At 61.5% G+C, this 22,435-nt stretch carries 23 protein-coding genes and 1 tRNA gene; 8 read left to right on the plus strand and 16 right to left on the minus strand.

What is annotated here, in order from left to right; genetic code table 11:
• Positions 1-13 precede the first annotated feature (13 nt).
• The 6 genes from nusB to nrdR form a co-directional block, all read right to left on the minus strand.
• Positions 14-514 (minus strand): transcription antitermination factor NusB, encoded by a 501-nt coding sequence (nusB, locus tag ACZ9H3_RS12800; RefSeq protein ID WP_065759167.1) that lies wholly within the window; start codon positions 512-514, stop codon positions 14-16.
• A complete protein-coding gene (gene ribH, locus ACZ9H3_RS12805) occupies positions 511-987 on the minus strand; it encodes a 6,7-dimethyl-8-ribityllumazine synthase (RefSeq protein WP_065759168.1) in 477 nt (158 codons plus the stop codon). The genes nusB and ribH overlap by 4 nt, the downstream gene beginning before the upstream one ends.
• A gap of 89 nt (positions 988-1,076) precedes the next feature.
• The gene (ribBA, locus tag ACZ9H3_RS12810) at positions 1,077-2,168 is read right to left on the minus strand and encodes a bifunctional 3,4-dihydroxy-2-butanone-4-phosphate synthase/GTP cyclohydrolase II (protein WP_065759169.1); all 1,092 of its coding nucleotides are present in this window, start codon (positions 2,166-2,168) and stop codon (positions 1,077-1,079) included.
• An 18-nt stretch (positions 2,169-2,186) separates the two neighbouring features.
• The gene (locus ACZ9H3_RS12815; protein WP_065759170.1) at positions 2,187-2,852 is read right to left on the minus strand and encodes a riboflavin synthase; all 666 of its coding nucleotides are present in this window, start codon (positions 2,850-2,852) and stop codon (positions 2,187-2,189) included.
• A gap of 43 nt (positions 2,853-2,895) precedes the next feature.
• The gene (gene ribD / locus ACZ9H3_RS12820; RefSeq protein WP_476221019.1) at positions 2,896-4,026 is read right to left on the minus strand and encodes a bifunctional diaminohydroxyphosphoribosylaminopyrimidine deaminase/5-amino-6-(5-phosphoribosylamino)uracil reductase RibD; all 1,131 of its coding nucleotides are present in this window, start codon (positions 4,024-4,026) and stop codon (positions 2,896-2,898) included.
• A 2-nt stretch (positions 4,027-4,028) separates the two neighbouring features.
• Entirely contained in the window at positions 4,029-4,493 is a 465-nt protein-coding gene (nrdR, locus tag ACZ9H3_RS12825) for a transcriptional regulator NrdR (protein WP_065759210.1), read from the minus strand.
• A 106-nt stretch (positions 4,494-4,599) separates the two neighbouring features.
• Between nrdR and ACZ9H3_RS12830 the strand changes: the two genes are divergently transcribed.
• The 3 genes from ACZ9H3_RS12830 to trxA are packed head-to-tail and all read left to right on the plus strand — an operon-like array spanning position 4,600 to position 6,612.
• Positions 4,600-5,046 (plus strand): YbaY family lipoprotein, encoded by a 447-nt coding sequence (locus tag ACZ9H3_RS12830; RefSeq protein WP_102051706.1) that lies wholly within the window; start codon positions 4,600-4,602, stop codon positions 5,044-5,046.
• Positions 5,043-5,708 carry a class I SAM-dependent methyltransferase gene (locus ACZ9H3_RS12835; protein WP_476221022.1) on the plus strand — a complete coding sequence of 222 codons (666 nt, stop codon included), beginning with the start codon at positions 5,043-5,045 and terminating at the stop codon, positions 5,706-5,708. Before ACZ9H3_RS12830 ends, ACZ9H3_RS12835 begins: the two co-directional genes overlap by 4 nt.
• 31 nt (positions 5,709-5,739) lie before the next feature.
• Entirely contained in the window at positions 5,740-6,612 is an 873-nt protein-coding gene (trxA, locus tag ACZ9H3_RS12840; protein WP_330522791.1) for a thioredoxin, read from the plus strand.
• 44 nt (positions 6,613-6,656) lie between these two features.
• Here trxA and ACZ9H3_RS12845 read toward each other — a convergent pair whose 3' ends face one another.
• Positions 6,657-7,001 (minus strand): hypothetical protein, encoded by a 345-nt coding sequence (locus ACZ9H3_RS12845; RefSeq protein WP_330522792.1) that lies wholly within the window; start codon positions 6,999-7,001, stop codon positions 6,657-6,659.
• A gap of 130 nt (positions 7,002-7,131) precedes the next feature.
• On the opposite strand from ACZ9H3_RS12845, the gene ACZ9H3_RS12850 reads away from it, so the two are divergent.
• The 5 genes from ACZ9H3_RS12850 to ACZ9H3_RS12870 all read left to right on the plus strand — a co-directional run bounded on the left by ACZ9H3_RS12850 (position 7,132) and on the right by ACZ9H3_RS12870 (position 11,003).
• Positions 7,132-7,707, plus strand: a complete 576-nt coding sequence (locus tag ACZ9H3_RS12850; protein ID WP_476221024.1) for a DUF2796 domain-containing protein — start codon at positions 7,132-7,134, stop codon at positions 7,705-7,707.
• Positions 7,708-8,427 carry an ABC transporter ATP-binding protein gene (locus ACZ9H3_RS12855; protein ID WP_476221026.1) on the plus strand — a complete coding sequence of 240 codons (720 nt, stop codon included), beginning with the start codon at positions 7,708-7,710 and terminating at the stop codon, positions 8,425-8,427.
• On the plus strand, positions 8,427-9,692 hold the full coding sequence (locus tag ACZ9H3_RS12860) for an ABC transporter permease (protein WP_454240227.1): 1,266 nt from the start codon (positions 8,427-8,429) through the stop codon (positions 9,690-9,692). Before ACZ9H3_RS12855 ends, ACZ9H3_RS12860 begins: the two co-directional genes overlap by 1 nt.
• Positions 9,693-9,703: 11 nt before the next feature.
• Positions 9,704-10,216: a DUF3299 domain-containing protein gene (locus tag ACZ9H3_RS12865; protein WP_065759179.1), complete on the plus strand. Its 513-nt coding sequence runs from the start codon at positions 9,704-9,706 to the stop codon at positions 10,214-10,216.
• A 109-nt stretch (positions 10,217-10,325) separates the two neighbouring features.
• The gene (locus ACZ9H3_RS12870) at positions 10,326-11,003 is read left to right on the plus strand and encodes an OmpW/AlkL family protein (RefSeq protein WP_102051714.1); all 678 of its coding nucleotides are present in this window, start codon (positions 10,326-10,328) and stop codon (positions 11,001-11,003) included.
• A gap of 48 nt (positions 11,004-11,051) precedes the next feature.
• Here the strand turns inward: ACZ9H3_RS12870 and ACZ9H3_RS12875 are convergent, their stop codons facing one another.
• The 9 genes from ACZ9H3_RS12875 to fdnG all read right to left on the minus strand — a co-directional run bounded on the left by ACZ9H3_RS12875 (position 11,052) and on the right by fdnG (position 22,071).
• The gene (locus ACZ9H3_RS12875; protein ID WP_102051715.1) at positions 11,052-11,981 is read right to left on the minus strand and encodes an NAD-dependent epimerase/dehydratase family protein; all 930 of its coding nucleotides are present in this window, start codon (positions 11,979-11,981) and stop codon (positions 11,052-11,054) included.
• Positions 11,974-12,858: a sugar nucleotide-binding protein gene (locus ACZ9H3_RS12880; protein WP_065759182.1), complete on the minus strand. Its 885-nt coding sequence runs from the start codon at positions 12,856-12,858 to the stop codon at positions 11,974-11,976. Before ACZ9H3_RS12880 ends, ACZ9H3_RS12875 begins: the two co-directional genes overlap by 8 nt.
• Positions 12,859-12,936: 78 nt before the next feature.
• Positions 12,937-13,032, minus strand: a tRNA-Sec gene (locus tag ACZ9H3_RS12885).
• 3 nt (positions 13,033-13,035) lie between these two features.
• A complete protein-coding gene (selB, locus tag ACZ9H3_RS12890) occupies positions 13,036-14,958 on the minus strand; it encodes a selenocysteine-specific translation elongation factor (protein ID WP_476221028.1) in 1,923 nt (640 codons plus the stop codon).
• Positions 14,955-16,385, minus strand: a complete 1,431-nt coding sequence (gene selA / locus ACZ9H3_RS12895; RefSeq protein WP_476221030.1) for an L-seryl-tRNA(Sec) selenium transferase — start codon at positions 16,383-16,385, stop codon at positions 14,955-14,957. Before selA ends, selB begins: the two co-directional genes overlap by 4 nt.
• A 92-nt stretch (positions 16,386-16,477) precedes the next feature.
• A complete protein-coding gene (gene fdhE, locus ACZ9H3_RS12900) occupies positions 16,478-17,401 on the minus strand; it encodes a formate dehydrogenase accessory protein FdhE (protein WP_476221032.1) in 924 nt (307 codons plus the stop codon).
• A gap of 4 nt (positions 17,402-17,405) precedes the next feature.
• A complete protein-coding gene (locus ACZ9H3_RS12905) occupies positions 17,406-18,059 on the minus strand; it encodes a formate dehydrogenase subunit gamma (protein WP_065759186.1) in 654 nt (217 codons plus the stop codon).
• Entirely contained in the window at positions 18,056-19,006 is a 951-nt protein-coding gene (gene fdxH / locus ACZ9H3_RS12910) for a formate dehydrogenase subunit beta (RefSeq protein ID WP_476221034.1), read from the minus strand. The genes ACZ9H3_RS12905 and fdxH overlap by 4 nt, the downstream gene beginning before the upstream one ends.
• Entirely contained in the window at positions 19,006-22,071 is a 3,066-nt protein-coding gene (gene fdnG, locus ACZ9H3_RS12915; protein WP_476221036.1) for a formate dehydrogenase-N subunit alpha, read from the minus strand. The genes fdxH and fdnG overlap by 1 nt, the downstream gene beginning before the upstream one ends.
• Positions 22,072-22,435: the final 364 nt, after the last annotated feature.

A 22,435-nucleotide genomic window follows, 5' to 3' on the forward strand; every position in this document is an offset into this window, starting at 1 on the left:
AGCAGCGCCGAGATCAGCGCTTGTATGCCCGTACTTCGGCTTCACGAAGCCGTGGAGCCAGCTTGTCGAGCACACCGTTGACGAACTTGTGGCCATCGGTGGCACCGAAGACCTTGGCCAGCTCAACACCTTCGTTGATCACAACGCGAAACGGCACGTCGACCCGTTTGATGAACTCCCAGGTGGACAGCCGCAGCACAGCCAGCTCTACCGGGTCGAGTTCTTCCAGTGGCAGGTCCAGGCACGGAGCCAGGGCTTTGTCGATCTCTTCCTTCATGACCGGAACCCCGTGCAGGATCTCCCGGAAGTAGGCGCCGTCGACATCGCTGAAATCGTTATCGACCCGGAACTGCGCTTCGATCTCGTTCAGCGACTGCTTGGCCATGTGCCACTGATACAGGGCCTGGGTCGCGAGCTGACGGGCTTCGCGACGCTTGGCGCTTTTCGATGGTTTGCCAGCATCCGCAGGTTTTGGATCGCGCGGGTTGAAACGATCGCTTTCGTCGCTAATCACTTGGCCTCCAACTGCGCCAGCAGGCTGACCATTTCCAGGGCGGACAGGGCTGCTTCAGCGCCCTTGTTGCCGGCCTTGGTGCCGGAGCGCTCGATGGCCTGTTCGATCGAATCGACAGTCAAGACACCGAAGGACACCGGTACGCCGAACTCCATGGACACCTGGGCCAGGCCCTTGGTGCACTCGCCTGCCACGTATTCGAAATGCGGAGTGCCGCCACGGATCACCGCGCCCAGGGCGATGATGGCCGCGTATTCACTTTGCTGGGCGACTTTCTGTGCAACCAGCGGGATCTCGAACGCACCCGGGGCACGGATGATGGTGATGTCGCTTTCGCTCACGCCATGGCGAACCAGGGCATCAACGGCACCGCTCACCAGGCTTTCGACGACGAAGCTGTTGAAGCGGCCAACCACCAAAGCATAGCGACCTTTGGGGGCGATGAAGGTACCTTCAATGGTCTTCAGAGTCATTCCGGGATTCTCATCTTAAAGAGCCAGGCCGCACCGACGCGGCCTGTGGGAGGTTTGGTCACGAACACGCAGTGCAATAAACGCCTGCTTTATTCGGAGGGCACGTATTCTACAACTTCCAGATCGAATCCGGATATCGCATTAAATTTCATCGGCGAACTCATCAGGCGCATTTTGCGTACGCCGAGGTCACGGAGAATCTGCGAACCCGCACCGACGGTGCTGTAGGTTGTCGGGGTTTTCACCTGAGCGCTGTCGGCGGTCTCACGGATATGCGCCAACAGCACGTCACCGTCCAACGGGTGGCCGAGCAACAACACAACACCACTGCCCGCCTCTGCCACCGCGCTCATTGCGGCACGCAGGCTCCAGCGGCCGGGCTGCTTGACCATCAGCAGGTCACGCAGCGGGTCCATGTTGTGAACCCGAACCAGGGTCGGTTCTTCTGCGCAGATATTGCCCAGGGTCAGTGCCAGGTGCACATCACCCTCGACCGAGTCACGGTAGGTAACCAGGTTGAATTGGCCCAATTCGCTGTCCAGCGGCTGCTCGGAAATCCGCTGAATGGTACGTTCGTGGATCATCCGGTAGTGAATCAGGTCGGCGATGGTGCCGATCTTGATGCCGTGCTCGGCGGCAAACGCTTCCAGCTCCGGGCGACGGGACATGGTGCCGTCGTCATTCATGACCTCGCAGATCACGCCACTTGGCTCAAAACCGGCCATGCGCGCCAGATCACACGCAGCCTCGGTATGGCCTGCGCGGGCCAGCGTACCGCCGGCTTGCGCCATCAGCGGGAAGATATGGCCTGGGCTGACGATGTCTTCGGCCTTGGCATCACGCGCGGCGGCAGCCTGAACGGTACGCGCACGGTCAGCAGCGGAGATACCGGTAGTGACACCTTCGGCAGCCTCGATCGAGACCGTGAACTTGGTGCCAAAGCCCGAACCGTTGCGCGGTGCCATCAACGGCAACTTGAGCAGTTCACAGCGCTCGCGCGACATCGGCATGCAGATCAGGCCCCTGGCATGCTTGGCCATGAAGTTGATGTGCTCAGCCTTGCAGGCCTCGGCGGCCATGATCAGGTCGCCTTCGTTCTCGCGATCTTCGTCATCCATCAGGATGACCATTTTGCCCTGGCGGATGTCTTCAACCAGTTCTTCGATGCTGTTGAGCGCCACGCGGCACCCCCTTCTCATTCAGGATTTCAGGTAGCCGTTGGCGGCCAGGAAACTTTCAGTGATACCGCTGCCCTTGGTCGACTCGGCGGCTTTGTCGCCGAGCAACAGACGCTCCAGGTAGCGGGCCAGCAGGTCGACCTCAAGGTTGACCCGACGACCAGCGCGGTAGTCGGCCATGATGGTTTCGGCCAGGGTGTGGGGCACGATTGTCAGCTCGAACTCGGCGCCATCGACGGCGTTCACCGTCAGGCTGGTGCCGTCGACGGTAATCGACCCCTTGTGCGCAACGTACTTGGCCAGTTCCTTTGGCGCACGAACACGGAACTGGATGGCGCGAGCGTTATCGCTACGCGATATGATTTCGCCGACACCGTCGACGTGGCCGCTGACCAGATGACCGCCCAATCGGGTGGTCGGCGTCAGGGCTTTTTCCAGGTTGACCCGGCTGCCGCTCTTGAGGTCGGAGAAGGCAGTGCAGTCCAGGGTTTCGCGGCTGACATCGGCCCAGAAGCCGTCGCCAGGCAGCTCGACTGCCGTCAGGCAGACACCATTCACCGCAATGCTGTCGCCAAGTTTCACATCGCCCAGGTCCAGCTTGCCGGTTTCGACATAAACCCGCACATCGCCACCTTTTGGGGTCAACGAGCGAATGCTGCCGATAGATTCGATAATGCCTGTGAACATGAGTCCTCCTCGAGAACAGGCCGCGCGTGGCGCAAGCCGAAAATTATACGCCGGACGTCGGCACAGGGATCGCGGTGACTCGCCAGTCATCGCCAACCGCTCGCATTTCAGTGATTTTCAGCGCCGGCGCCTCGCTCATGCGGGCCAGCGGCCAATCAAGCAGCGGCCTGGCGCTGGAGCCGAGGAACTTGCCGGCAATGAACAGTTGATACTCGTCTACCAGCCCTGACTGCGCAAATGCCCCCGCAAGCCCCGGGCCGGCCTCGACCAGCACCTCATTGACGCCTCGGGCAGCCAGCTCACGCAGCAATGCACGCAAGTCGACGCGCCCCTCCTGAGTGGGCAGTCGCAGCAGCTCCAGGCCCGCCTGAGCATAGCGCTCATCGTGTGCGGTGGCAGTCGCCACCAGCGCAGGACCGGCCTTATAAAACGCTGCCTCCAACGGCAGGCGCAAACGCCCATCGATCAGCACCCGCAGCGGCGGGCGAGCCAGCGCCAATACAGTATTTTCCGCATCCAGCCCCAGTTCTTCGCCACGCACAGTCATCCGGGCATTGTCCGCGATCACGCTTTCAGCGCTGGTCAGCACCACACTGGAACGCGCACGCAAACGTTGAACGGCCGAGCGTGCGGCGGGGCCAGTAATCCACTGGCTCTCGCCACTGGCCATAGCGGTGCGGCCATCGAGGCTCATCGCCAGTTTGACCCGCACATAAGGCAGGCCGTGCTCCATACGCTTTAGAAAGCCCGGGTTCAACGCGCGTGCCTCGGCCTCAAGCACCCCGCTGGACACCTCAATACCGGCATCGGCCAAGCGCTTCAGGCCTTGACCGGCAACCTGTGGATTGGGGTCCTGCATGGCCGCAACAACCCGCGCCACACCCGCGTTGACCAGCGCTTCGGCGCAAGGCGGTGTGCGGCCATGATGGCTGCACGGCTCAAGGGTGACATAGGCGCAGGCGCCACGGGCCAGTTCGCCCGCCTGGCGCAATGCATGAACCTCAGCATGCGGTTCACCGGCACGGACATGCCAGCCTTCACCCACCACCTGACCATCACGCACAATCACGCAGCCGACGCGAGGATTAGGGTGGGTTGAGTACAGCCCCTTGCGCGCCAGTTCCAGGGCGCGGGCCATGTAGTGAGCATCCAGCACAGCGCGTTCAGTGGGCATGATCACTCTTTAGCAGGCTCTCGGGCCAGACGGTCAATCTCTTCACGGAATTCATCGAGGTCCTGGAAGCGTCGGTAAACCGAGGCGAAACGGATGTAGGCGACTTCATCGAGCTTCTGCAGCTCGGCCATCACCAATTCGCCCACGACCAGCGACTTGACCTCACGCTCGCCGGTTGCCCGCAGCTTGTGCTTGATATGCGCCAGCGCCGCTTCCAGTCGCTCGACGCTGACCGGGCGCTTCTCCAGCGCACGCTGCATACCGGCGCGCAGCTTGTCTTCATCGAACGGCTGTCGGCTGCCATCCTGCTTGATCAAGCGAGGCAGAACCAATTCGGCGGTTTCAAAGGTGGTAAAGCGCTCACCGCAGGCGACGCATTCGCGCCGACGGCGCACTTGCTCACCCTCGGCGACCAGTCGCGAGTCGATGACTTTGGTGTCGTTGGCACCGCAGAAGGGACAGTGCATGGTGGCAGGCAACAAAAAAAGGGAGGGCCATGGTAGCGCATCTCACTGGCAAGACAAGCCAAAGGGTTTACCATCCAGTGAGGAAACGTCCTCAAGGAACCTCTTCATGCGCTTTCGAGCACTCATTCTGCTCAGTTTTGTCGGCCTGCTCGTCGCCTGCAGTAGCGATGCGCCCAAACAGACGCAGACAGAAACCTCCCCGACCACCGGCACCTTGCCTGCGGCCCCCGGCCCTCTGCCGGCCTATCAGCGCGAACTCAGCGGCACCCTGCTGGGTATACCGGCCAACGCCGATGTTGAGCTGGCGTTGCTGGTCATTGACGAACGCGGTCGTCCGCAGCGCTTGCTGGCCAGCAGCTCACTCGCAGGTAACGGTCAGGCACTGCCCTTTCATTTACGCTTCAACCCGGAAGCCTTCCCCAGTGGAGCACGTGTTGAACTGCGCGGTCGGGCCAGTCAGTCAGGGCAACTGATCCTGCACTTGCCGGCACTGCGGGTTACCCAGGCAACCACCCAGGCCACTGGGCCGCTGCGTTTTGAGAAGGCGCCATGACGGCAGTACCGTCATCACTGCAAGGGGCATTGAGTGAACTGCTCGGCGATGCGCGTCTTGTCGCCAGCCACCTGCCGGGCAGCGACCTGAAGCTCTGGCTGATCGATGCGGACAACATGGACCGCGCCTTCAGCCCCGAAGAGACCCGACGCATCCTCCATGAGCCGCCATATTGGAGCTTTTGCTGGGCCAGCGGCCTGGCCATGGCGCGCTATTTGTGCGAGCGACCGGAGTGGGTTGAGGGCAAGCGCGTGCTCGACTTCGGCGCAGGCTCTGGCGTTGCAGGTATTGCCGCGGCCAAGGCCGGCGCCCTTGAAGTGGTGGCCTGCGACCTCGACCCTCTGGCGCTGGACGCCTGCCGGGCCAATGCCGAACTGAACGGGGTGAACCTGAACTACTCCACGGACTTCTTTGCCGAAGCCGACCGCTTCGACCTGATTCTGGTCGCCGACGTGCTCTATGACCGGGCCAACCTGCCGCTGCTCGACGAATTCCTCAGCCGCGGCCGTGAAGCCTTGGTGGCCGACTCCCGCGTACGCGACTTCAGCCACCCGTTGTATCAATCACTGGGCGTCCTCGAAGCCCTGACCCTGCCGGACCTGGCCGAGCCTCACGAATTCCGCCGGGTCAGCCTGTACCACGCCAGCCGACAGCCTTTATAGTGCTGCCATTCAAGGATTTGCGAGAGTCGCGATGAGTCAAGAAACGCCGTACATTTTCGACGCCAGCGCTGCCAACTTCGATCAGCTGGTGATCGCCAACTCCCATCACAAACCGGTGCTGGTGGATTTCTGGGCCGAATGGTGTGCGCCGTGCAAAGCGCTGATGCCGCTGCTTGCACAAATCACGGAGAGCTACCAAGGCGAGCTGCTGCTGGCCAAGGTCAACTGTGACATCGAACAGGATATCGTTGCACGCTTCGGTATCCGCAGCCTGCCGACCGTAGTGCTGTTCAAGGATGGTCAACCGGTTGATGGCTTCGCGGGTGCCCAGCCCGAGTCGGCAATCCGAGCGCTGCTCGAGCCTCATGTTCAAATGCCGCCGCCACCAGCCGCCGACCCTATGGTGCTGGCTCAGGCACTGTTTGCTGAAGGGCGCTTTGGTGAAGCCGAGACCACCCTCAAGGCACTGCTCACTGAAGACAACAGCAATGCCGGCGCACTGATTCTCTACGCCCGCTGCCTGGCAGAACGCGGTGAGCTGGGCGAAGCCCAGACCGTCCTCGATGCCGTGAAAAGCGATGAGCACAAGGCCGCACTGGCAGGCGCCAAAGCCCAGTTGACCTTCCTGCGGCAAGTGGTGGACTTGCCTGACGCCGCCACCCTCAAGACGCGCCTGGCGCAGAATGCAGAGGATGATGAAGCGCTTTACCAGCTGGCGATTCACCAACTGTCACGCCAGCAATACGAAGCGGCGCTAGAGGCACTGCTGAAACTGTTCGTGCGCAACCGTGGCTATGACGGTGGCCTGCCGCACAAGACATTGCTGCAGGTGTTCGACCTGCTCGGCAATGATCACCCGCTGGTGGGTACCTATCGACGCAAGCTGTTTGCAGCGCTGTACTGAGCAGCCTATCGCCGGCGCCTGCACACGCGGCAGGCGCCGGACGCTCATCCAAGCCAGCGATACACCGGCGCATCCGCCCCGCTTTCAACCTTCACCTGTGCACTGTGGCGCAAGCGCACCAGCAGTCGCTTGCCGGCCGCCGCACTGCCAGCAAGCGCAGCCAAGCCTTCCAACAACGCCGGCCCATTGAGCTGCCCGGCCTGACGCAACAAGGTCAGCGCCGCTTGCCACTGCACATCATCCGAACGCACGCTCGACACACTGGCTTCGGTAGGCGGAGTCGCGGGCAGAGCCCGTTCCAGATGCCCACCCAACTGCGCCCACTCGGCCGGATCAAGCTCCAGTGTCAGGTCCACCGGCCAGTCACCAATATGTCCACGAATACGCACAGGCCTCTCCTTCAGATCATCCGATAGCCCATGCTCCCACGGCGACAGGCTGCCGCCAAGCACACTGGCAACCACTCGACAACTTGTTATAACATTGCGATTCAAGCCCCACCTCTACGGAGACCGTTCCATGCGCCGTCTGCTGCTCGCCTTGCCGTTTGCCCTGTTGCCACTCACGGCAGCACACGCCGAGAAAGACCATGATCATGCCCATGGCAGCCTTGACGCCCACGAGCATGGCGTGGCGCATCTCAATGTCGTGCTCGATGACAAGACACTTGAGCTGGAACTGGAAAGCCCGGCCATGAACCTGGTGGGGTTTGAGCATGCGGCCAACAGTGCGGCCGACAAGGCCAAGGTCGCGGCCGTCCGCAAACAACTGGAGCAGCCGTTGACACTGTTTGGCTTGGCCAATGCGGCGCAGTGCACGGAAACCGACGAAGCCCTGGAAAGCCCATTATTCGATGATGCGCCATCTGACGATGACGCCACCGATGATCACCACGCCGCCCACGAACACGAACACAGCGAGATCCACGCCCATTACCAACTGACCTGTGAACAGCCAGGCAAACTGGCCAACCTGGATTTGGGCCCACTGTTCAAAACCTTCCCCGCCACTCAGAAAATTACGGTGCAGTTGATCGGCCCCAATGGCCAGAAAGGCCTGGAAGCAACCCCGAACAAGGCCACGGTTGCGCTCTGAATGCACCAGCCACTGATCGAGTTGACAGACCTGGCGTTCGCCTGGCCGGGCCATCCACCCTTGCTGGATATCCCGGCCTTCCATTTGGATGCGGGTGAATCGCTGTTCCTCAAAGGCCCCAGTGGTAGCGGCAAAACCACCCTGCTCGGCCTGCTTGGCGGCGTGCAGCAACCTGACCGCGGCAGCATTCGCCTGCTCGGTCAGACGCTGAGCACGCTCAAGCAAGGCGCTCGCGATCGCTTTCGCGTTGACCATACCGGCTACATCTTCCAGCAGTTCAACCTGCTGCCGTTTCTCTCGGTCCGCGAAAACGTCGAACTGCCCTGCCGCTTCTCCAAGGTTCGCGCAGCCAAGGCCTGTGAGCGCTACGGCAGTGTCGATCAGGCTGCCGCCAGCCTGCTGGCTCATCTGGGCCTGAAAGACCCCGCCTTGTTGATGCGTCGTGCCGACAGCCTGTCGATTGGCCAGCAGCAACGCGTCGCCGCAGCCCGCGCATTGATTGGCCAACCTGAGCTGGTGATCGCCGACGAGCCAACCTCAGCCCTCGATGCTGACAGTCGTGAGGCGTTTATCCGCCTGCTGTTCGCAGAGTGCAGAGCGGCCGGCTCCAGTTTGCTGTTTGTCAGCCATGACCAGAGCCTGGCGCCCTTGTTCGACCGCCACCTGTCGTTGTCAGAACTCAACCGCGCGGCCCGTCCGGCCAATGACCTGGAGGCCTGATGTACCTGCTACGCCTTGCACTAGCCAGCCTGGCCAATCGACGCTTTACCGCCTTCCTGACCGCCTTTGCCATTGCTTTGTCCGTGTGCCTGCTGCTGGCAGTGGAACGCGTACGCACTGAAGCCCGTGCCAGCTTCGCCAGTACCATCAGCGGCACCGACCTGATCGTCGGCGCACGCTCCGGCTCGGTGAACCTGCTGCTGTATTCGGTGTTTCGCATTGGCAATGCCACCAACAACATTCGCTGGGACAGCTATGAGCATTACGCCAGCGACCCACGGGTGAAATGGGCGATTCCGATTTCCTTGGGTGACTCGCACCGTGGCTACCGCGTGATGGGCACGTCCGAGGCCTACTTTGAGCACTACCAGTACGGCCACAAGCAATCCTTGCAACTGGCTCAAGGCCGCGCCTTTGCCAATGACCCGTTTGAAGTGGTACTGGGCGCCGAAGTCGCGCAGGCCCTGCATTACGCCCTGGGCGACAAGCTGGTACTGGCTCACGGCGTGGCGGCAATCAGTCTGGTCAAACATGACGACAAGCCGTTCACGGTGGTCGGTATTCTGCAGCGAACCGGCACACCGGTAGACCGCACACTGCACATCAGCCTGGGCGGTATGGAAGCAATCCACGTTGACTGGCACAACGGTGTTCCCGCGCGCGGGGCAGGCCGTGTAAGCGCCGATCAGGCACGCAACATGGACCTGACGCCCAGCGCCATTACCGCGTTCATGCTCGGCCTGAACAACAAAATCGCCACCTTTGCTCTGCAACGCGAGATCAACGAGTACCGCAATGAACCACTGCAGGCCATTCTGCCAGGCGTCGCCCTACAGGAACTGTGGAGCCTGATGAGCACTGCCGAGCAGGCGCTGTTCGTGGTATCCCTGTTCGTCGTGCTGACCGGCCTGATTGGCATGCTGACCGCCATTCTCACCAGCCTGAACGAGCGACGCCGGGAAATGGCCATACTGCGCTCGGTGGGTGCCCGCCCTTGGCACATCGCCGGCCTGCTGGTACTGGAAGCCTTTGCGTTGTCGGTTGCAGGCATACTCGCAGGCCTGTCCCTGCTTTACCTGGGTATCGCCCTGGCCCAAGGGTATGTGCAAGCCAACTATGGCCTGTACCTGCCACTGGCCTGGCCCAGCAGCCACGAATGGACATTGCTGGCAATCATCCTGGGCGCCGCGCTATTGATGGGCAGCGTGCCCGCTTGGCGTGCCTATCGGCAGTCACTGGCGGACGGTCTGTCGATTCACTTATGAGACCAATACCTATGGCCCGCGCCCTGTTCTTGTTGCTACTGGTTGCCACACCGCTGTGGGCGGGCGAACCCCGCACCCTGGAATGGCCACAGCTGATCCCTCCTGGCGCACCGGTGATCGAGCCGCAGATGGCTCCCTTGCATGACCTGTCACAACTGGGCAATGCGCTGGCGGCGGAGAGTGCCCCGGCAGCGCACCAGCAAGCACCGGATGCGCCGGTCGTCCAGGCGCTGGACGGTCAGCAGGTCAAGCTACCTGGCTACATCGTACCGCTGGAGGTCAACGAGGAGGGGCGTACGACTGAGTTCCTTCTGGTGCCTTACTACGGCGCGTGCATTCATGTGCCTCCGCCCCCGTCCAACCAGATCGTGCATGTGGTCAGTGAGCTCGGCATCAAGGTCGAGGAGCTTTACCAGCCGTACTGGATCGAAGGCCCGATGCGTGTCCAGTCGTCGAGCAGTGAGCTGGCTGAAGCGGGTTATCAGATGGACGCCGAGAAAATCTACGCCTATGAACTACAATAAGAGCCGCTCTGGAGCGCTATCGCGGTTTCATTGAGCTGAGTCAAATTCTCCCCGCTGCTGGCTCTTTACCATTGGCACATTACATTCTAAATGTCCTTTGGGAGCTTCCATGAACAAGTCCTTGCTTGGCGCCTCGCTGATTGCCCTGGCGCTTACAGCCCCTGTTGCCCACGCCCACAAGGCGGGTGAATTTATTATGCGTGCTGGCGCTATCACCACCGCTCCTAACGAAGACAGCGGCAACCTCAAGCTGGACGGCAACAAGGTTCCCGGCACCAAAGCGACGCTGGACAGCGATACCCAACTGGGCTTGACCTTCGCCTACATGCTGACCGACCACGTTGGCCTGGAACTGCTGGCGGCGACGCCATTCCAGCACACCGTTAGCGTCAAGGGCGCAGGCCTGGACGGCAAACTGGGCGACATCAAGCAACTGCCACCGACCCTGTCGCTGCAGTACTACCCGCTTGACGCGAGCTCCAAGTTCCAGCCGTATGCCGGTATCGGCCTGAACTACACCATGTTCTTCGATGAAGACCTGAGCAGCAACCGCAAGGCCCAGGGCTTCAGCAACCTGAAACTGAAGGACTCGGTGGGCCTGGCTGGCCAACTGGGCATGGACTACATGCTGACCGACAACTTCCTGGTCAACGCCGCGGTCTGGTATGTCGACATCGACACCGAGGCCAGCATCGATGGCCCGAGCTTGCTGAACGTAGGCAAGACCAAGGTCGACGTGGATGTCGATCCATGGGTTTACATGGTCGGTGTCGGCTACAAGTTCTAAGGCTTGGCCTTAATAAAAAAACGGCGATTAAATCGCCGTTTTTTTGTTTCAGCGCCCCAGAAGCCGGGCAAGGCCTTCGGCCATTGGCGTAGGTTCGGGAAAGCGGAAGCGCTGCAGCAGACGGGTATTGTCTGCACGCGAATGGCGGATATCGCCAGAACGCACAGGCCCATGACTGATCGCAGGCAAGCTGCCGACCACCGTTTTCAGGGCAGCCAACAGTTGGTTCAACGAGGTGGCCTGATTCAAGCCGACGTTCACTGCACCCTCTTCCACCTGATCAAGCGTCAGCGCCTGCAGCATCACACTCACCAGATCACCGACATAGACGAAGTCGCGGGTCTGCTCGCCATCACCAAACACAGTAATGGGCTGCCCGCTGAGCGCCCGCTCGCTGAAGATGCTGATCACGCCCGAATACGGCGATGAAGGGTCCTGGCGCGGACCGAAAATATTGAAGAAGCGAAACACTACGGGCTCCAGGCCATGCTGACGGCGGTAGAAGTCCAGGTAGTGTTCACTGGCCAACTTATCCACAGCATAAGGCGTGAGGGGCGCCTTGGGCGTCTCCTCACTGATCGATTCGCCTTCACCGTTGTTGCCATACACGGCTGCACTGGAGGCAAAGAGCACCCGCCGAATGCCGGCCAGGCGCATAGCCTCGCACACATTCAGGGTGCCGATGAAATTGCTCTGGTGAGTTTTCACCGGGTCTTCGACCGACGCCTGGACCGAGGCCACCGCAGCCAGGTGAACCACCGCCTGGCACCCTGCCGCCGCCTGGGCGACCAGCGCCGCGTCAGCGACATCGCCTTCGATCAGTTGCAGCTTGGGGTGCTGCAACTGCAGGTTGCTGCGCTTGCCGGTGGACAGGTCATCCAGTACCCGCACCGCGTAGCCGTTTGCCAACAGCGCGTCGCTCAAGTGAGAGCCGATGAAGCCTGCGCCGCCGGTAATCAGAATAGGTGCATCAGCCATGTCGGTAGAATCGATCCAGTAGTGTCGGCAGGCCAGCACGCCAGGCGCGCGGCTTGATACCGAAGGTGTGCAGAATTTTCTTGCAGGCCAGCACCGCGTGCTGTGGCTCTTCAGCCGCATCCGGGCGTGCCGCGTGCGCCTGTGCAGTCGGCGCTTCGACAGCAAGCTTGTGAAGCTGCGAGGCCTCACTGAGGATCGCCTGGCCTAGCGCGAGCGGCGTAGTCGCCTCATTGCCCGCGTAATGGTAAGTGCCCCACAGTGGGGCCGCGCAATCCAGCTGCTTGAGCACGGAGAGAATGACCCGTGCGGCATCATCGACCGGCGTCGGGTTTCCACGCCGGTCGTCCGCCAGCAGTAACTCCTGAGCCTGTTCAGCGCGCGTCAGGAAGCGCCCAAGAACGCCGTCCAGGCTTTCGTCGAGCAACCAGCCAAAGCGCAGCAGTACATGCTGCGGGCAGGTGGCGCGGACGCTCTGCTCGATCCGCCAGAGCGCTTGCCCGCGCAGGCCCAACGGCACTGGCTCGTCCTTCTCACTGTAGGCCGTGGCCCGAGAGCCATCGAACACGCGGTAGCTGGAAGGCTGTACCAGGATAATGCCGTGGTGCTGGCACAGCTCAGCCAGACGCTCTACCGAGCGCTCCTGCTGTGCCAGTCGTTGCTCGCTGACCGACTCGGCCTGAAACCAGTCGAAATAATAAGCCAGATTCACCAACGCATCGGGGCGGGTGTCATCCAGTAACTGGGTCAGGCTGGCAGCGTCCCACCCCTTATCCGGCGGACGCGGCGCCAGAAAGCCGATGTCTTCCTCGGCTCCAAGGCGAATCAGCGCTTGCCCGAGGGCACTTCCACCACCCAACAGCATCAGGCGCATTCGCATAGAGTCAGCAGGTCCGGTCAGAAATAGAGGAAAGCGGATATTTTGCGGCTTCCCGCAGGGGATGTCCAACCTACAGGTTGGCGGAAGGCAGCGGGAGTCGAACCTGCCCGGGAACGGCTGCCGTCCCCAACCGGGTTTGAAGCCCGGCCGCGCCACCGGGCGCGATTGCCTTCCTTGTCATACGTCGCGGGGTACGTGGGCCAGCGCATTGTCCTTCCGGATGCGACGCTGGTCGCCGAGACGGCGGGTCAAGCCGACACGGTCGAAATACTCGAGAATCTGAATACTGCGTTTACGGCCGATCCCCAGCACATCGCGAAAACGCACCACCTGCACACTCAGGTCCTCGGCAGCCACCTGCATGAGCATAGCCGCCATTTGTCGCACTGTGGCGTCCGGGTAAAACAGGTCGCGCACCACCTGATGAACCTGCCCCAAGCGCGCCATCTTGCGTAACAGCAGCCGTACCGCAGCCTCCTCGCTGTGGGTTGCACGGGCCAGGTCACGCACCCAGGGCGGGTCGAAACCGGACGCCTGCACGTACGGCTGCAACTGCTCCCACAACGCCATGTCCGCGTCGCTCAGACGCGCCTGGTGTTCCGGCAGGTGCAACCAAGGCCCACTGCTGGCAAGTAACCCGGCGGCCAGCAGTTCCTCAATCAAGCTGATGAACACCGGGCGCTCCAACGGCAACGCCACGAAACGTCGCAAGCGGTCACGGTCAGGGCCTAGTTGATCCGGCTCCAGCGTATGAAACCGGGCCAATTGCACCAGCACCTCCTGCTTGAGCGCCTGCCAATGGGCTGTCGCGAACAACCGTGCGCCCTGGCGCGTGGCAACAACACTGACGTCCTCAGGTAAACGCCAACTGCTGCGCAGGCGATTGAACTGACGCTCCAGCTGTTGCGGGTACAGCCCGGTCGCACCCTGCGCAAGCAGGGCCGGCAGCGCCTGCTCCAGGCTCTCGGCCTCGGCCAGCGCGTGCAACTGCGCCAGCCGCGCCGGGCTGCGACGCTGCCTGGCCGGGGCAAAGGGGTCCAGCACCTTACCGCCACCGAGGGTGCGCTGAGCGCGCTGGTCGCGCAGCACAAGGTGATCGCCATGAACGGCGTGCAATGGGGCGTTGAGCAGCAGTTGCGCGAACATGCGCCCACCGGGCGCCAGGTATTCCCCCTGCAACAGAGCGACCCTGGCAGTAACATCCTGGGTGCCAAGGTGCACATGCACCGAACTGAAATGCTCAAACTGGCGTGTTTCGCCGCCCAGCAACTGCAACTCGATATCCACACGCTGAGTCGTGGCATACAACCACTCGGCCAGTAGCCAATCACCCCGGTGAGTCTGCTCTACCCCCAGACGCTCGGCACTGATGTTCAAGGCCACCCGCTGCCCGGCCCATGCTTCGACTGCGGCCTGGTTCTGGGCATGCAGGCCACGCACGCGCACCGGTTTGCCGGCCCTGCCCAACAGCAACGTGTCACCCACCTGCACATGTCCGGCCAATGCCGTGCCGGTCACCACAATACCTGCGCCAGCAACGCTGAATGCGCGGTCGATGGCCAGGCGAAAACCTCCTGCACTGCTGCGCCGTTGAACGTCACGCTGCGCGCTCAAGAGCGCCTGACGCAGTGCTTCGATACCGCTACCAGACACACTCGACACCACGAATTGAGCTGCGCCCGCATAAGTCCCTGGCGCCAGCAAGGTGCGCACCTCGCGCTGCACCTCCTGCACCCTGGCAGGCTCGACGCGGTCACACTTGCTGATGACCACCAGCGCCCTCGGGATACCCAGCAGCTCGACAATCGCCAGATGCTCACGGGTCTGCGGCATCACCCCGTCGTCGGCCGCTACAACCAACAACACAAGGTCAATGCCGTGCGCCCCGGCGAGCATGTTGTGGATAAACCGCTCATGCCCAGGTACATCAATAAAACCGGTCTGTTCGGCCCCCGCCCGCAACGACGCATAGCGATACCCCAAGTCGATGGTGATACCGCGTTCGCGCTCCTCCCGGCGACGATCGCCTGCCTGCCCGGTCAATGCTTCCAGCAGCGCAGTCTTGCCATGATCGATATGCCCGGCCGTTCCGACAATCACCTTGCCATCGCTCCCGGCCGCAGTTGCGGCAACTGCTCAAGCCAGCCTGCTTCGTCATCCAACTGGCGCAGGTCCATCCACAGCGCATCGTCATCAATGCGCCCAAGCACGGGTATCGGCAAGGCGCGCAAGGCCGCCTCCAGCGCGAGCAAGTGACGCCCGCGCAAACGCTTGGACGCTTGTGCGCGCACACACAGGGCGGCGCTGGGCAAGCGGGCCACAGGCTGACTGCCGCTGCCAATCATGCCGAGTGCGGGCTCCACACTGACCGTCCACAACTCACCCAGCGCGTGCGCCAGCACCGGTGCCAGGCGCTCGGCTTGCGCCAGAATGTCGGCCTGAGGGCGGGTCAGCAGGCGCAGGCTGGGCAAGCGCTCAGCCAGGCGCTCAGGGTTGCGGTACAAGCCCAGCACAGCTTCCAGTGCAGCGAGGGTCAACTTATCCACACGCAGGGCACGCTTGAGCGGGTTCTTCTTGATCTGTGCAATCAACGCCTTGCGGCCTACGATCAAGCCCGCCTGAGGCCCACCCAGCAGTTTGTCGCCGCTGAAGGTGACGATATCGGCCCCGTCAGCCAAGGCCTGGTGAACCGTCGGCTCGGCGGGCAGCCCCCAGCGCGTCAGGTCCAGAAGGCTTCCACTGCCCAGGTCCTCCAACAGCGGCAGACCATGCCGGTGGGCCAGTTCCGCCAGCGCTTGGGTCGGTACCTGATGGGTGAACCCCTGGATGCTGTAATTGCTGCAATGCACGCGCATCAACAGGCCGCTGCGCGGGCCGATGGCGGCTTCATAGTCACGCGCATGCGTGCGGTTGGTTGTGCCCACTTCATGCAGTTTTACGCCAGCACGCGCCATGATGTCGGGTATCCGAAAGGCGCCACCGATCTCGATCAACTCACCGCGTGAGATGATCCCCTCCTTGCGCGCCCCCAGACTGTTGAGTGCCAGCAACACCGCTGCAGCATTGTTGTTCACCACCGTGACGGCTTCGGCACCGGTCAGCTCAAGGATCAGGTCCTCGATCAAGTCATCGCGGTCGCCGCGCTTGCCGCTCTCCAGGTCAAACTCCAGGTTCAGTGGATAGCGCGCAGCCTGCTGCACTGCATGAATGGCTTCTTCCGGCAGCAGTGCTCGCCCCAGGTTGGTGTGCAACACCGTACCGGTCAGGTTGAACACCCGACGTACCTGGCTTTGATGCTGCACCGCCAAACGCTCACCCACCCTGCCAGCCAGCACCTCGGGTATCAGCTCAATGGCCTCCAACTGCCCCAGCCGAGCGGGTTCTCGCAGGTCATCGAGTACGTGCCGTAGAACACTGAGTAACGCCTCGCGCCCATAGCGCTCCGCCAACGGCTGGCAGGCCGGGCTACGCAACAGGCTATCGACGGAAGGAAGGCGCGCGGGCAGCGGGGCTAAACTGGAAGGCATCAAAGACTCTCCGGTCATCGCGCTCTCGACGCACGGCAGCGGTCGACTCTGCCGACGAAGGGAGCCGGGAACCCTGAGTGTAGCCGCTGGGCTCAGTCCCCTCCTGGCGCCAGCAGCAGGTTCGGTGCCAGGCGCTGATACCCCTCCTGATCCAGACGCAAATCAAGGGCCAGGCTGGCAAGGTCGGCACTCAAGGCTTCCGCTTCGGCATCATGCTCCAGATAGACCAGTTTCAAATAGCTGTTACACCCCGCACAGCACTCGGCACGCAGCGGTGCCTGGCCGGCAGGGTGGCGGTCATCCTCGAAGCTGTAGTAACGCAGCCCCTTGCTCTGTTCGCAGTAGATGCATTTCACCCGAACCACATGCCACTCGCAGGCACACAGGGAGCAGACCAGATAACGCAACCCATTGAATTTGCCCCGATGGCGAATCACCCCGGCCATGGCCGGCGAGCCACAGGCCGGGCATTGCCTGAGGGTATCAACGGGCCTGAGTAGATCTTCCGGCAAACTCAATAGCCAGTGGCTCCAGGCCACTTGCAGCGCAGCACCGAGAAAGGGCACCAAGGCCGCCGGCAGCCCAGCGTACTGCCCGCCGAGCAAGGCCAATGCCCACACCTTGCGCTGCCCGGGGCTGGCAGCGCGCAACTGTGCCAGTGCCGCACGCACAGGTTCCGAAGAGGCCTGATACTGCTGCAGCAATGCCTCCAGGTACGGCTGCCAATCGGCTTCGCGCACCAGGCTGTCTGCGGCCAGCGGTGGCAGACCGTGCTCAAGACACAGGCGGATGCGCTCAGGGTCTGGCGCGCAGATGCCCGGAGGCTGATCCAACAAGCCTTGCTGGAGCTGACAAAGGCTGGCAGCAAAGCGCAGATAATCAGCCAGTGGATGCCCTGCAGCCATGTGCTCAAGACGCACACGGCGCAGGTCAAACAGGTTCGCAGGAGGCAAATGGATGAACGGCGGGGCACTCGCTGCCGCCTCGATATGGCCCGGTTCAAGTATCCTGCTCAAGCCGTCACCCCTTCTTGCCGATGTGACTGTCCGACCGATCTTCACCGGTCACGTCCCGAAACCATAGCCCATGGTGCTTTTTCGCCCAGGCACGGCTCACCCAGCCATGCACCATGGCACCGTTCGAGCCCTTGATCCAGATACCGGCATAGATATGCACGATGATGCTCAATACCAGCACGAATGCAGCCAATGCATGCAGCAGTGTCGCCAGACGAATACTGCCAATGCCGAAATACTGACTGAAGTAGGCACGCCAAATCACCACGCCGCTGAGCAGCAACACCAGCATGCAAAGCAGCAACGTCCAGAACAGTAGCTTCTGCCCGGCGTTGTACTTACCCACAGGCGGCACGCCCTGCTCTTCATTGCGCATCACCCGGTCGACCCGCCGGAGCCAGAGTCGATCATTCGCCGTGAGCATGTTCGCCCGCCAGAAACGTATTACCAGACCCAGGAACAACACAAACATCAGCACCCCCATAAAAGGGTGCAATATCCGCGTCCAGGGCCCGCCACCAAACAGATGGCTGAGCCAGAACAATGCAGGATGAAACAGCGCCAGCCCGGACAACGCCGCCATGAAGAACAGAATGGCCACCGCCCAGTGGTTGCTGCGCTCATTCGCGGTGTAACGCAGGATCGGTTTGTCTTTCATGGCCGATCCTCCCCTTGTGCCCCAGGGTTGCTCGGGTCGAAGACATGCACTGCCGGGTCAACCTCATGCACGCTGGGGTCCTTGCCAGCCGGATGCTCATCGTCCTCGATCCGCTGCGGGCCAATACGCACATAGTGGAAGAACCCCGCCAACACCGCTGCGCCCATGGCCAGCAACGCCAACGGCTTGCTCATGCCCTTCCACAAACCGACCAAGGGGCTGATCACCGGTTGATTCGGCAGGCCAGCGTAGAGCTGAGGCTGATCGGCATGGTGCAGCACGTACATCACATGAGTACCACCAACGCCATCTGGATCGTACAAACCAGCCTGTTCGAAACCGCGCGACTTGAGATCGACGATGCGTTCGGCGGCATGCTCCTTCATGTCCGCCTTGCTACCAAAGACAATCGCACCGGTGGGGCAGGTTTTGACACAAGCCGGCTCCAGCCCGACGGCGACCCGATCCGAACACAGGGTGCACTTGTAGGCCTTGTGGTCCTTCTGTGAGATCCGCGGAATATTGAACGGGCAGCCCGTGATGCAATAACCACAGCCGATACAGTGATCCTGGTTGAAGTCGACGATGCCATTGGCGTGCTGGATGATCGCCCCCGGGCTAGGACAGGCCTTCAGGCACCCCGGATCGGCGCAGTGCATGCAACCGTCCTTGCGAATCAACCACTCCAGGTTACCCACCGTATTCTCATGCTCCGTGAAACGCATCAGGGTCCAGGTTTCGGCGCTCAAGTCCTGAGGGTTGTCATAGATGCCGAGGCTATGCCCAACATCGTCACGCAACTCGTTCCATTCCGAGCACGCCACCTGGCAAGCCTTGCAGCCGATGCACTTGGACGTGTCGATCAGCTTCGCTACCTCCTCTTGCTGGCGCACCGAAGGCGGTAAGGTGGTGGTGGCTGAACGGGCAATAATGTCTTGGCTGGCCATCAGATTTTCTCCAGGTTGACCAGGAACGACTTGGATTCCGGGGTCTGGGTATTACCGTCACCGAGGTACGGCACCAAGGTATTGGTCAGGTAGCCGTGACGGGTGGCACCGGTGAAGCCCCAGTGCAAGGGAATGCCGATTTGATGCACGGTCTGGTTGTTGACCTGCAGTGGGCGGATCCGCTTGGTCACTACGGCCACCGCCTCGATATGCCCTCGCTTGCAGGTCACCCGAACCCGATCCCCTGCGACAATCCCCTTCTCCTTGGCCAGTGCTTCGCCAATTTCAACGAACTGCTCTGGCTGCGTCACAGCGTTGATCGGGCAATGTTTGGTCCAGAAATGGAAGTGCTCGGTCAACCGGTAGCTGGTGGCGGCATAGGGGAAGTCCTTGGCCTGCCCCAGCGAGTCCCAGACCGAATCGAACACGCGTCCGGCCGGGTTGCTGGTCGCCTGTTTGTTGCCCGGGTGCAGCGGGTTGATGCCAATTGGCGTCTCGAACGGTTCGTAATGCTCGGGGAACGGGCCTTCGGCCATCTTGTCCAGCGCGAAGAAGCGCGCTACCCCTTCGGGGTTCATGATGAACGGGTTCATCCCCGCCTCTGGAGCGACATCCGCTTTGTAGTCCGGCACGTCGGTACCGCCCCAGGTCTTGCCGTTCCACCAGACCAGTCGCTTGTTCGGTGCCCAGGGCTTGCCTTGCAGATCAGCCGAGGCCCGGTTGTACAGAATCCTTCGGTTCATCGGCCAGGCCCATGCCCACCCCAGGTTCTGCTTCATGCCATAAGGATCGCTGTTGTCACGCCGGGCCATCTGGTTGCCTTGCTCGGTCCAACTGCCGCAGAAGATCCAGCAGCCCGAGGCGGTGCTACCGTCGTCCCTGAGCTGAGGGAACCCAGACAGTTGTTGCCCCGCCTTGAACGCCATACCACTGGCGTCGGTGAAGTCGGCGGTGACATAGCCGTTGAACTCCTTGGCGATTTCTTCCGGCGACGGCTCATCCGCTACCTTGTAAGGCCAGTTGAGCTTGAGTATCGGTTCTGCCCAGGCACCGCCCTCGCGCTGGTAGCGCTCGCGCAAACGCAGGAACAGTTCACTCATGATCTTCACGTCGGTGCGAGCCTGGCCCGGGCCTTCGGCCCCCTTCCAGTGCCATTGCAGCCAGCGGCTGCTGTTGACCAACGAGCCGTCCTCCTCTGCAAAGCAGGTGGTCGGCAGGCGGATGACCTCGGTCTGGATATTGGCGGTCTCAACGTCGTTGTACGGCCCCACATTGCGCCAGAACTCAGATGTCTCGGTGGCCAACGGGTCCATTACCACCAGCCATTTGAGCTTGGCCAGCGACGCCATTACACGGTTCTTGTCCGGCAGCGCAGCAATCGGGTTGAAGCCCTGGCAGAAGTAGCCATTAACCTGCCCCTTGGCCATCATGTCGAACATTTTCAGTACGTCGTAGCCAGGAACATCCAGCTTGGGCAGCCAGTCATAACCCCAGTGGTTTTCCGCTGTCGCGTTGGCTCCGTACCAGGCCTTCATCAAGCTGACATGGAACTTGCCGTAGTTCTGCCAATAAGACATCTGCCCGGGACGTAACGGCTTGAGCGCTCGCTTGGCGATGTAGGCGTCGTAATCCTGCTCGGCATCGGACGGCAGGGTCAGGTAGCCGGGCAACAGATTGGACAGCAGGCCCAAGTCCGTGAGCCCCTGGATATTGGAATGCCCACGCAAGGCGTTGACACCGCCGCCAGGCATACCGACGTTACCCAACAGCAACTGCACCATGGCCGCACTGCGAATGATCTGCGAGCCAATCGAGTGCTGTGTCCAGCCCAGGGCATAGAGAATCGTCATGGTTTTGCCCGGCTGCGAGCAGGTGGCGATCTCTTCCCAGATCTTGCGCATGCTGTCTTCCGGCATGCCGCAAATCTGGCTAGCCAAGGCCGGGGTATAACGGCTGTAGTGCTGCTTCATCAATTGGTAGACGCAACGTGGGTTCTGCAGCGTTGGGTCGACCTTGGCAAAGCCATCCTCACCGATCTCATAGCCCCAACCGGACTTGTCGGTGTAACTGCGCTTGGCTGCGTCGTAGCCTGAAAACAGCCCGTCCTCGAAAGCGAAGCCGGCTTTTACGATGAACGAAACATCGGTGTAGTTACGCACGTACTCGTGCTGAATCTTGTCCTCAGTCAACAGGTAATTGATCAACCCGCCCATGAAGGCAATATCACTGCCCGTGCGAATTGGAGCATAGTAATCCGCTACTGAGGCAGTGCGGGTGAACCGTGGATCGACCACGATCAAACGAGCCTGGTTGTGCGCCTTGGCTTCGGTCACCCACTTGAAGCCACAAGGGTGGGCTTCAGCGGCATTACCACCCATCACCAGAATCAGATTCGCGTTGGCGATATCGGTCCAGTGGTTGGTCATGGCTCCACGGCCATACGTCGGGGCAAGACTTGCCACCGTCGGGCCATGTCAGACACGTGCCTGGTTATCGAACCCCAGCATGCCGAAACTGCGAACGACCTTATGGGTCATGTAACCGGCTTCGTTGGACGAAGCGGACGCGGCGAGGAAACCCACCGTCAGCCAGCGGTTGACCGTCTGCCCCTGCGCATTCTTCTGCACAAAGTTGGCGTCACGGTCGGCCTTCATCAGGTCGGTAATGCGATCCAGTGCATCATCCCAGGAGATTCGCGTCCACTCACTGCTGCCCGGCTTGCGCACCTGTGGGTACTGCAACCGGCTAGGGCTGTGGATAAAGTCGAGCAAGCCCGCGCCTTTCGGGCACAACGTGCCGCGATTGACCGGGTGATCGGCGTCGCCTTCGATATGGATGATGTTCTGCGCGACATTCTTGGCTGCATCGCCCTGGCTGTACATGATCAGGCCGCAGCCGACAGAACAGTAAGGGCAAGTGTTGCGGGTCTCGTGGGCGTGGGCCAGCTTGAAGTGGCGCACCTGCTCGGCGAAGGCCGGGGTCGGGGCCATTCCCAGCGCAGCCAGGCTTGAGCCTCCAAGGCCAATAGCGGCGACCTTGAAGAACTGACGACGGTTGAGGTCCATCGTGCACTCCTGATCAGGTTTGGGACGCCTGGAGCAATGCCAGGCATCTCTTGAACGATCACAGTGGCGACGTTACGGCTGTCGCCAGTTGATACTTTAGTCAAGATTGCGCGGGATGGAGTAAAAACGGATCGTCGGGGGGCCTCGTGGCGAGATCAACCTGCATCCGTTAGCGATACTGGTCAACCCGCCCCCTCAGCGTGGTTTGAGTGACGCGCGGGTCGAAGTCGATATCCACAAGCACCATGAACAACTGATAGCAAATTGCCTTCAATCGTGATTGCTGAGGCGGTAGAACAGGGTATGCTGCATCCGCAAACATGGCACCTAAACATAAGTTCAATGCCACGTTAAATGGCGTTCA

It is taken from the genome of Pseudomonas sp. TE3910 (assembly GCF_056279025.1).

What these genes read in the sequence shown, in the direction of transcription:
- ribH (WP_065759168.1), bottom strand. Translation starts at nt 987, where the DNA reads ATGACTCTGAAGACCATTGAAGGTACCTTCATCGCCCCCAAAGGTCGC.
- ACZ9H3_RS12815 (WP_065759170.1), bottom strand. Translation starts at nt 2,852, where the DNA reads ATGTTCACAGGCATTATCGAATCTATCGGCAGCATTCGCTCGTTGACC.
- ribD (WP_476221019.1), bottom strand. Translation starts at nt 4,026, where the DNA reads ATGCCCACTGAACGCGCTGTGCTGGATGCTCACTACATGGCCCGCGCC.
- nrdR (WP_065759210.1), bottom strand. Translation starts at nt 4,493, where the DNA reads ATGCACTGTCCCTTCTGCGGTGCCAACGACACCAAAGTCATCGACTCG.
- ACZ9H3_RS12830 (WP_102051706.1), top strand. Translation starts at nt 4,600, where the DNA reads ATGCGCTTTCGAGCACTCATTCTGCTCAGTTTTGTCGGCCTGCTCGTC.
- ACZ9H3_RS12835 (WP_476221022.1), top strand. Translation starts at nt 5,043, where the DNA reads ATGACGGCAGTACCGTCATCACTGCAAGGGGCATTGAGTGAACTGCTC.
- trxA (WP_330522791.1), top strand. Translation starts at nt 5,740, where the DNA reads ATGAGTCAAGAAACGCCGTACATTTTCGACGCCAGCGCTGCCAACTTC.
- ACZ9H3_RS12850 (WP_476221024.1), top strand. Translation starts at nt 7,132, where the DNA reads ATGCGCCGTCTGCTGCTCGCCTTGCCGTTTGCCCTGTTGCCACTCACG.
- ACZ9H3_RS12855 (WP_476221026.1), top strand. Translation starts at nt 7,708, where the DNA reads ATGCACCAGCCACTGATCGAGTTGACAGACCTGGCGTTCGCCTGGCCG.
- ACZ9H3_RS12860 (WP_454240227.1), top strand. Translation starts at nt 8,427, where the DNA reads ATGTACCTGCTACGCCTTGCACTAGCCAGCCTGGCCAATCGACGCTTT.
- ACZ9H3_RS12865 (WP_065759179.1), top strand. Translation starts at nt 9,704, where the DNA reads ATGGCCCGCGCCCTGTTCTTGTTGCTACTGGTTGCCACACCGCTGTGG.
- ACZ9H3_RS12870 (WP_102051714.1), top strand. Translation starts at nt 10,326, where the DNA reads ATGAACAAGTCCTTGCTTGGCGCCTCGCTGATTGCCCTGGCGCTTACA.
- ACZ9H3_RS12875 (WP_102051715.1), bottom strand. Translation starts at nt 11,981, where the DNA reads ATGGCTGATGCACCTATTCTGATTACCGGCGGCGCAGGCTTCATCGGC.
- ACZ9H3_RS12880 (WP_065759182.1), bottom strand. Translation starts at nt 12,858, where the DNA reads ATGCGAATGCGCCTGATGCTGTTGGGTGGTGGAAGTGCCCTCGGGCAA.
- selA (WP_476221030.1), bottom strand. Translation starts at nt 16,385, where the DNA reads ATGCCTTCCAGTTTAGCCCCGCTGCCCGCGCGCCTTCCTTCCGTCGAT.
- ACZ9H3_RS12905 (WP_065759186.1), bottom strand. Translation starts at nt 18,059, where the DNA reads ATGAAAGACAAACCGATCCTGCGTTACACCGCGAATGAGCGCAGCAAC.
- fdxH (WP_476221034.1), bottom strand. Translation starts at nt 19,006, where the DNA reads ATGGCCAGCCAAGACATTATTGCCCGTTCAGCCACCACCACCTTACCG.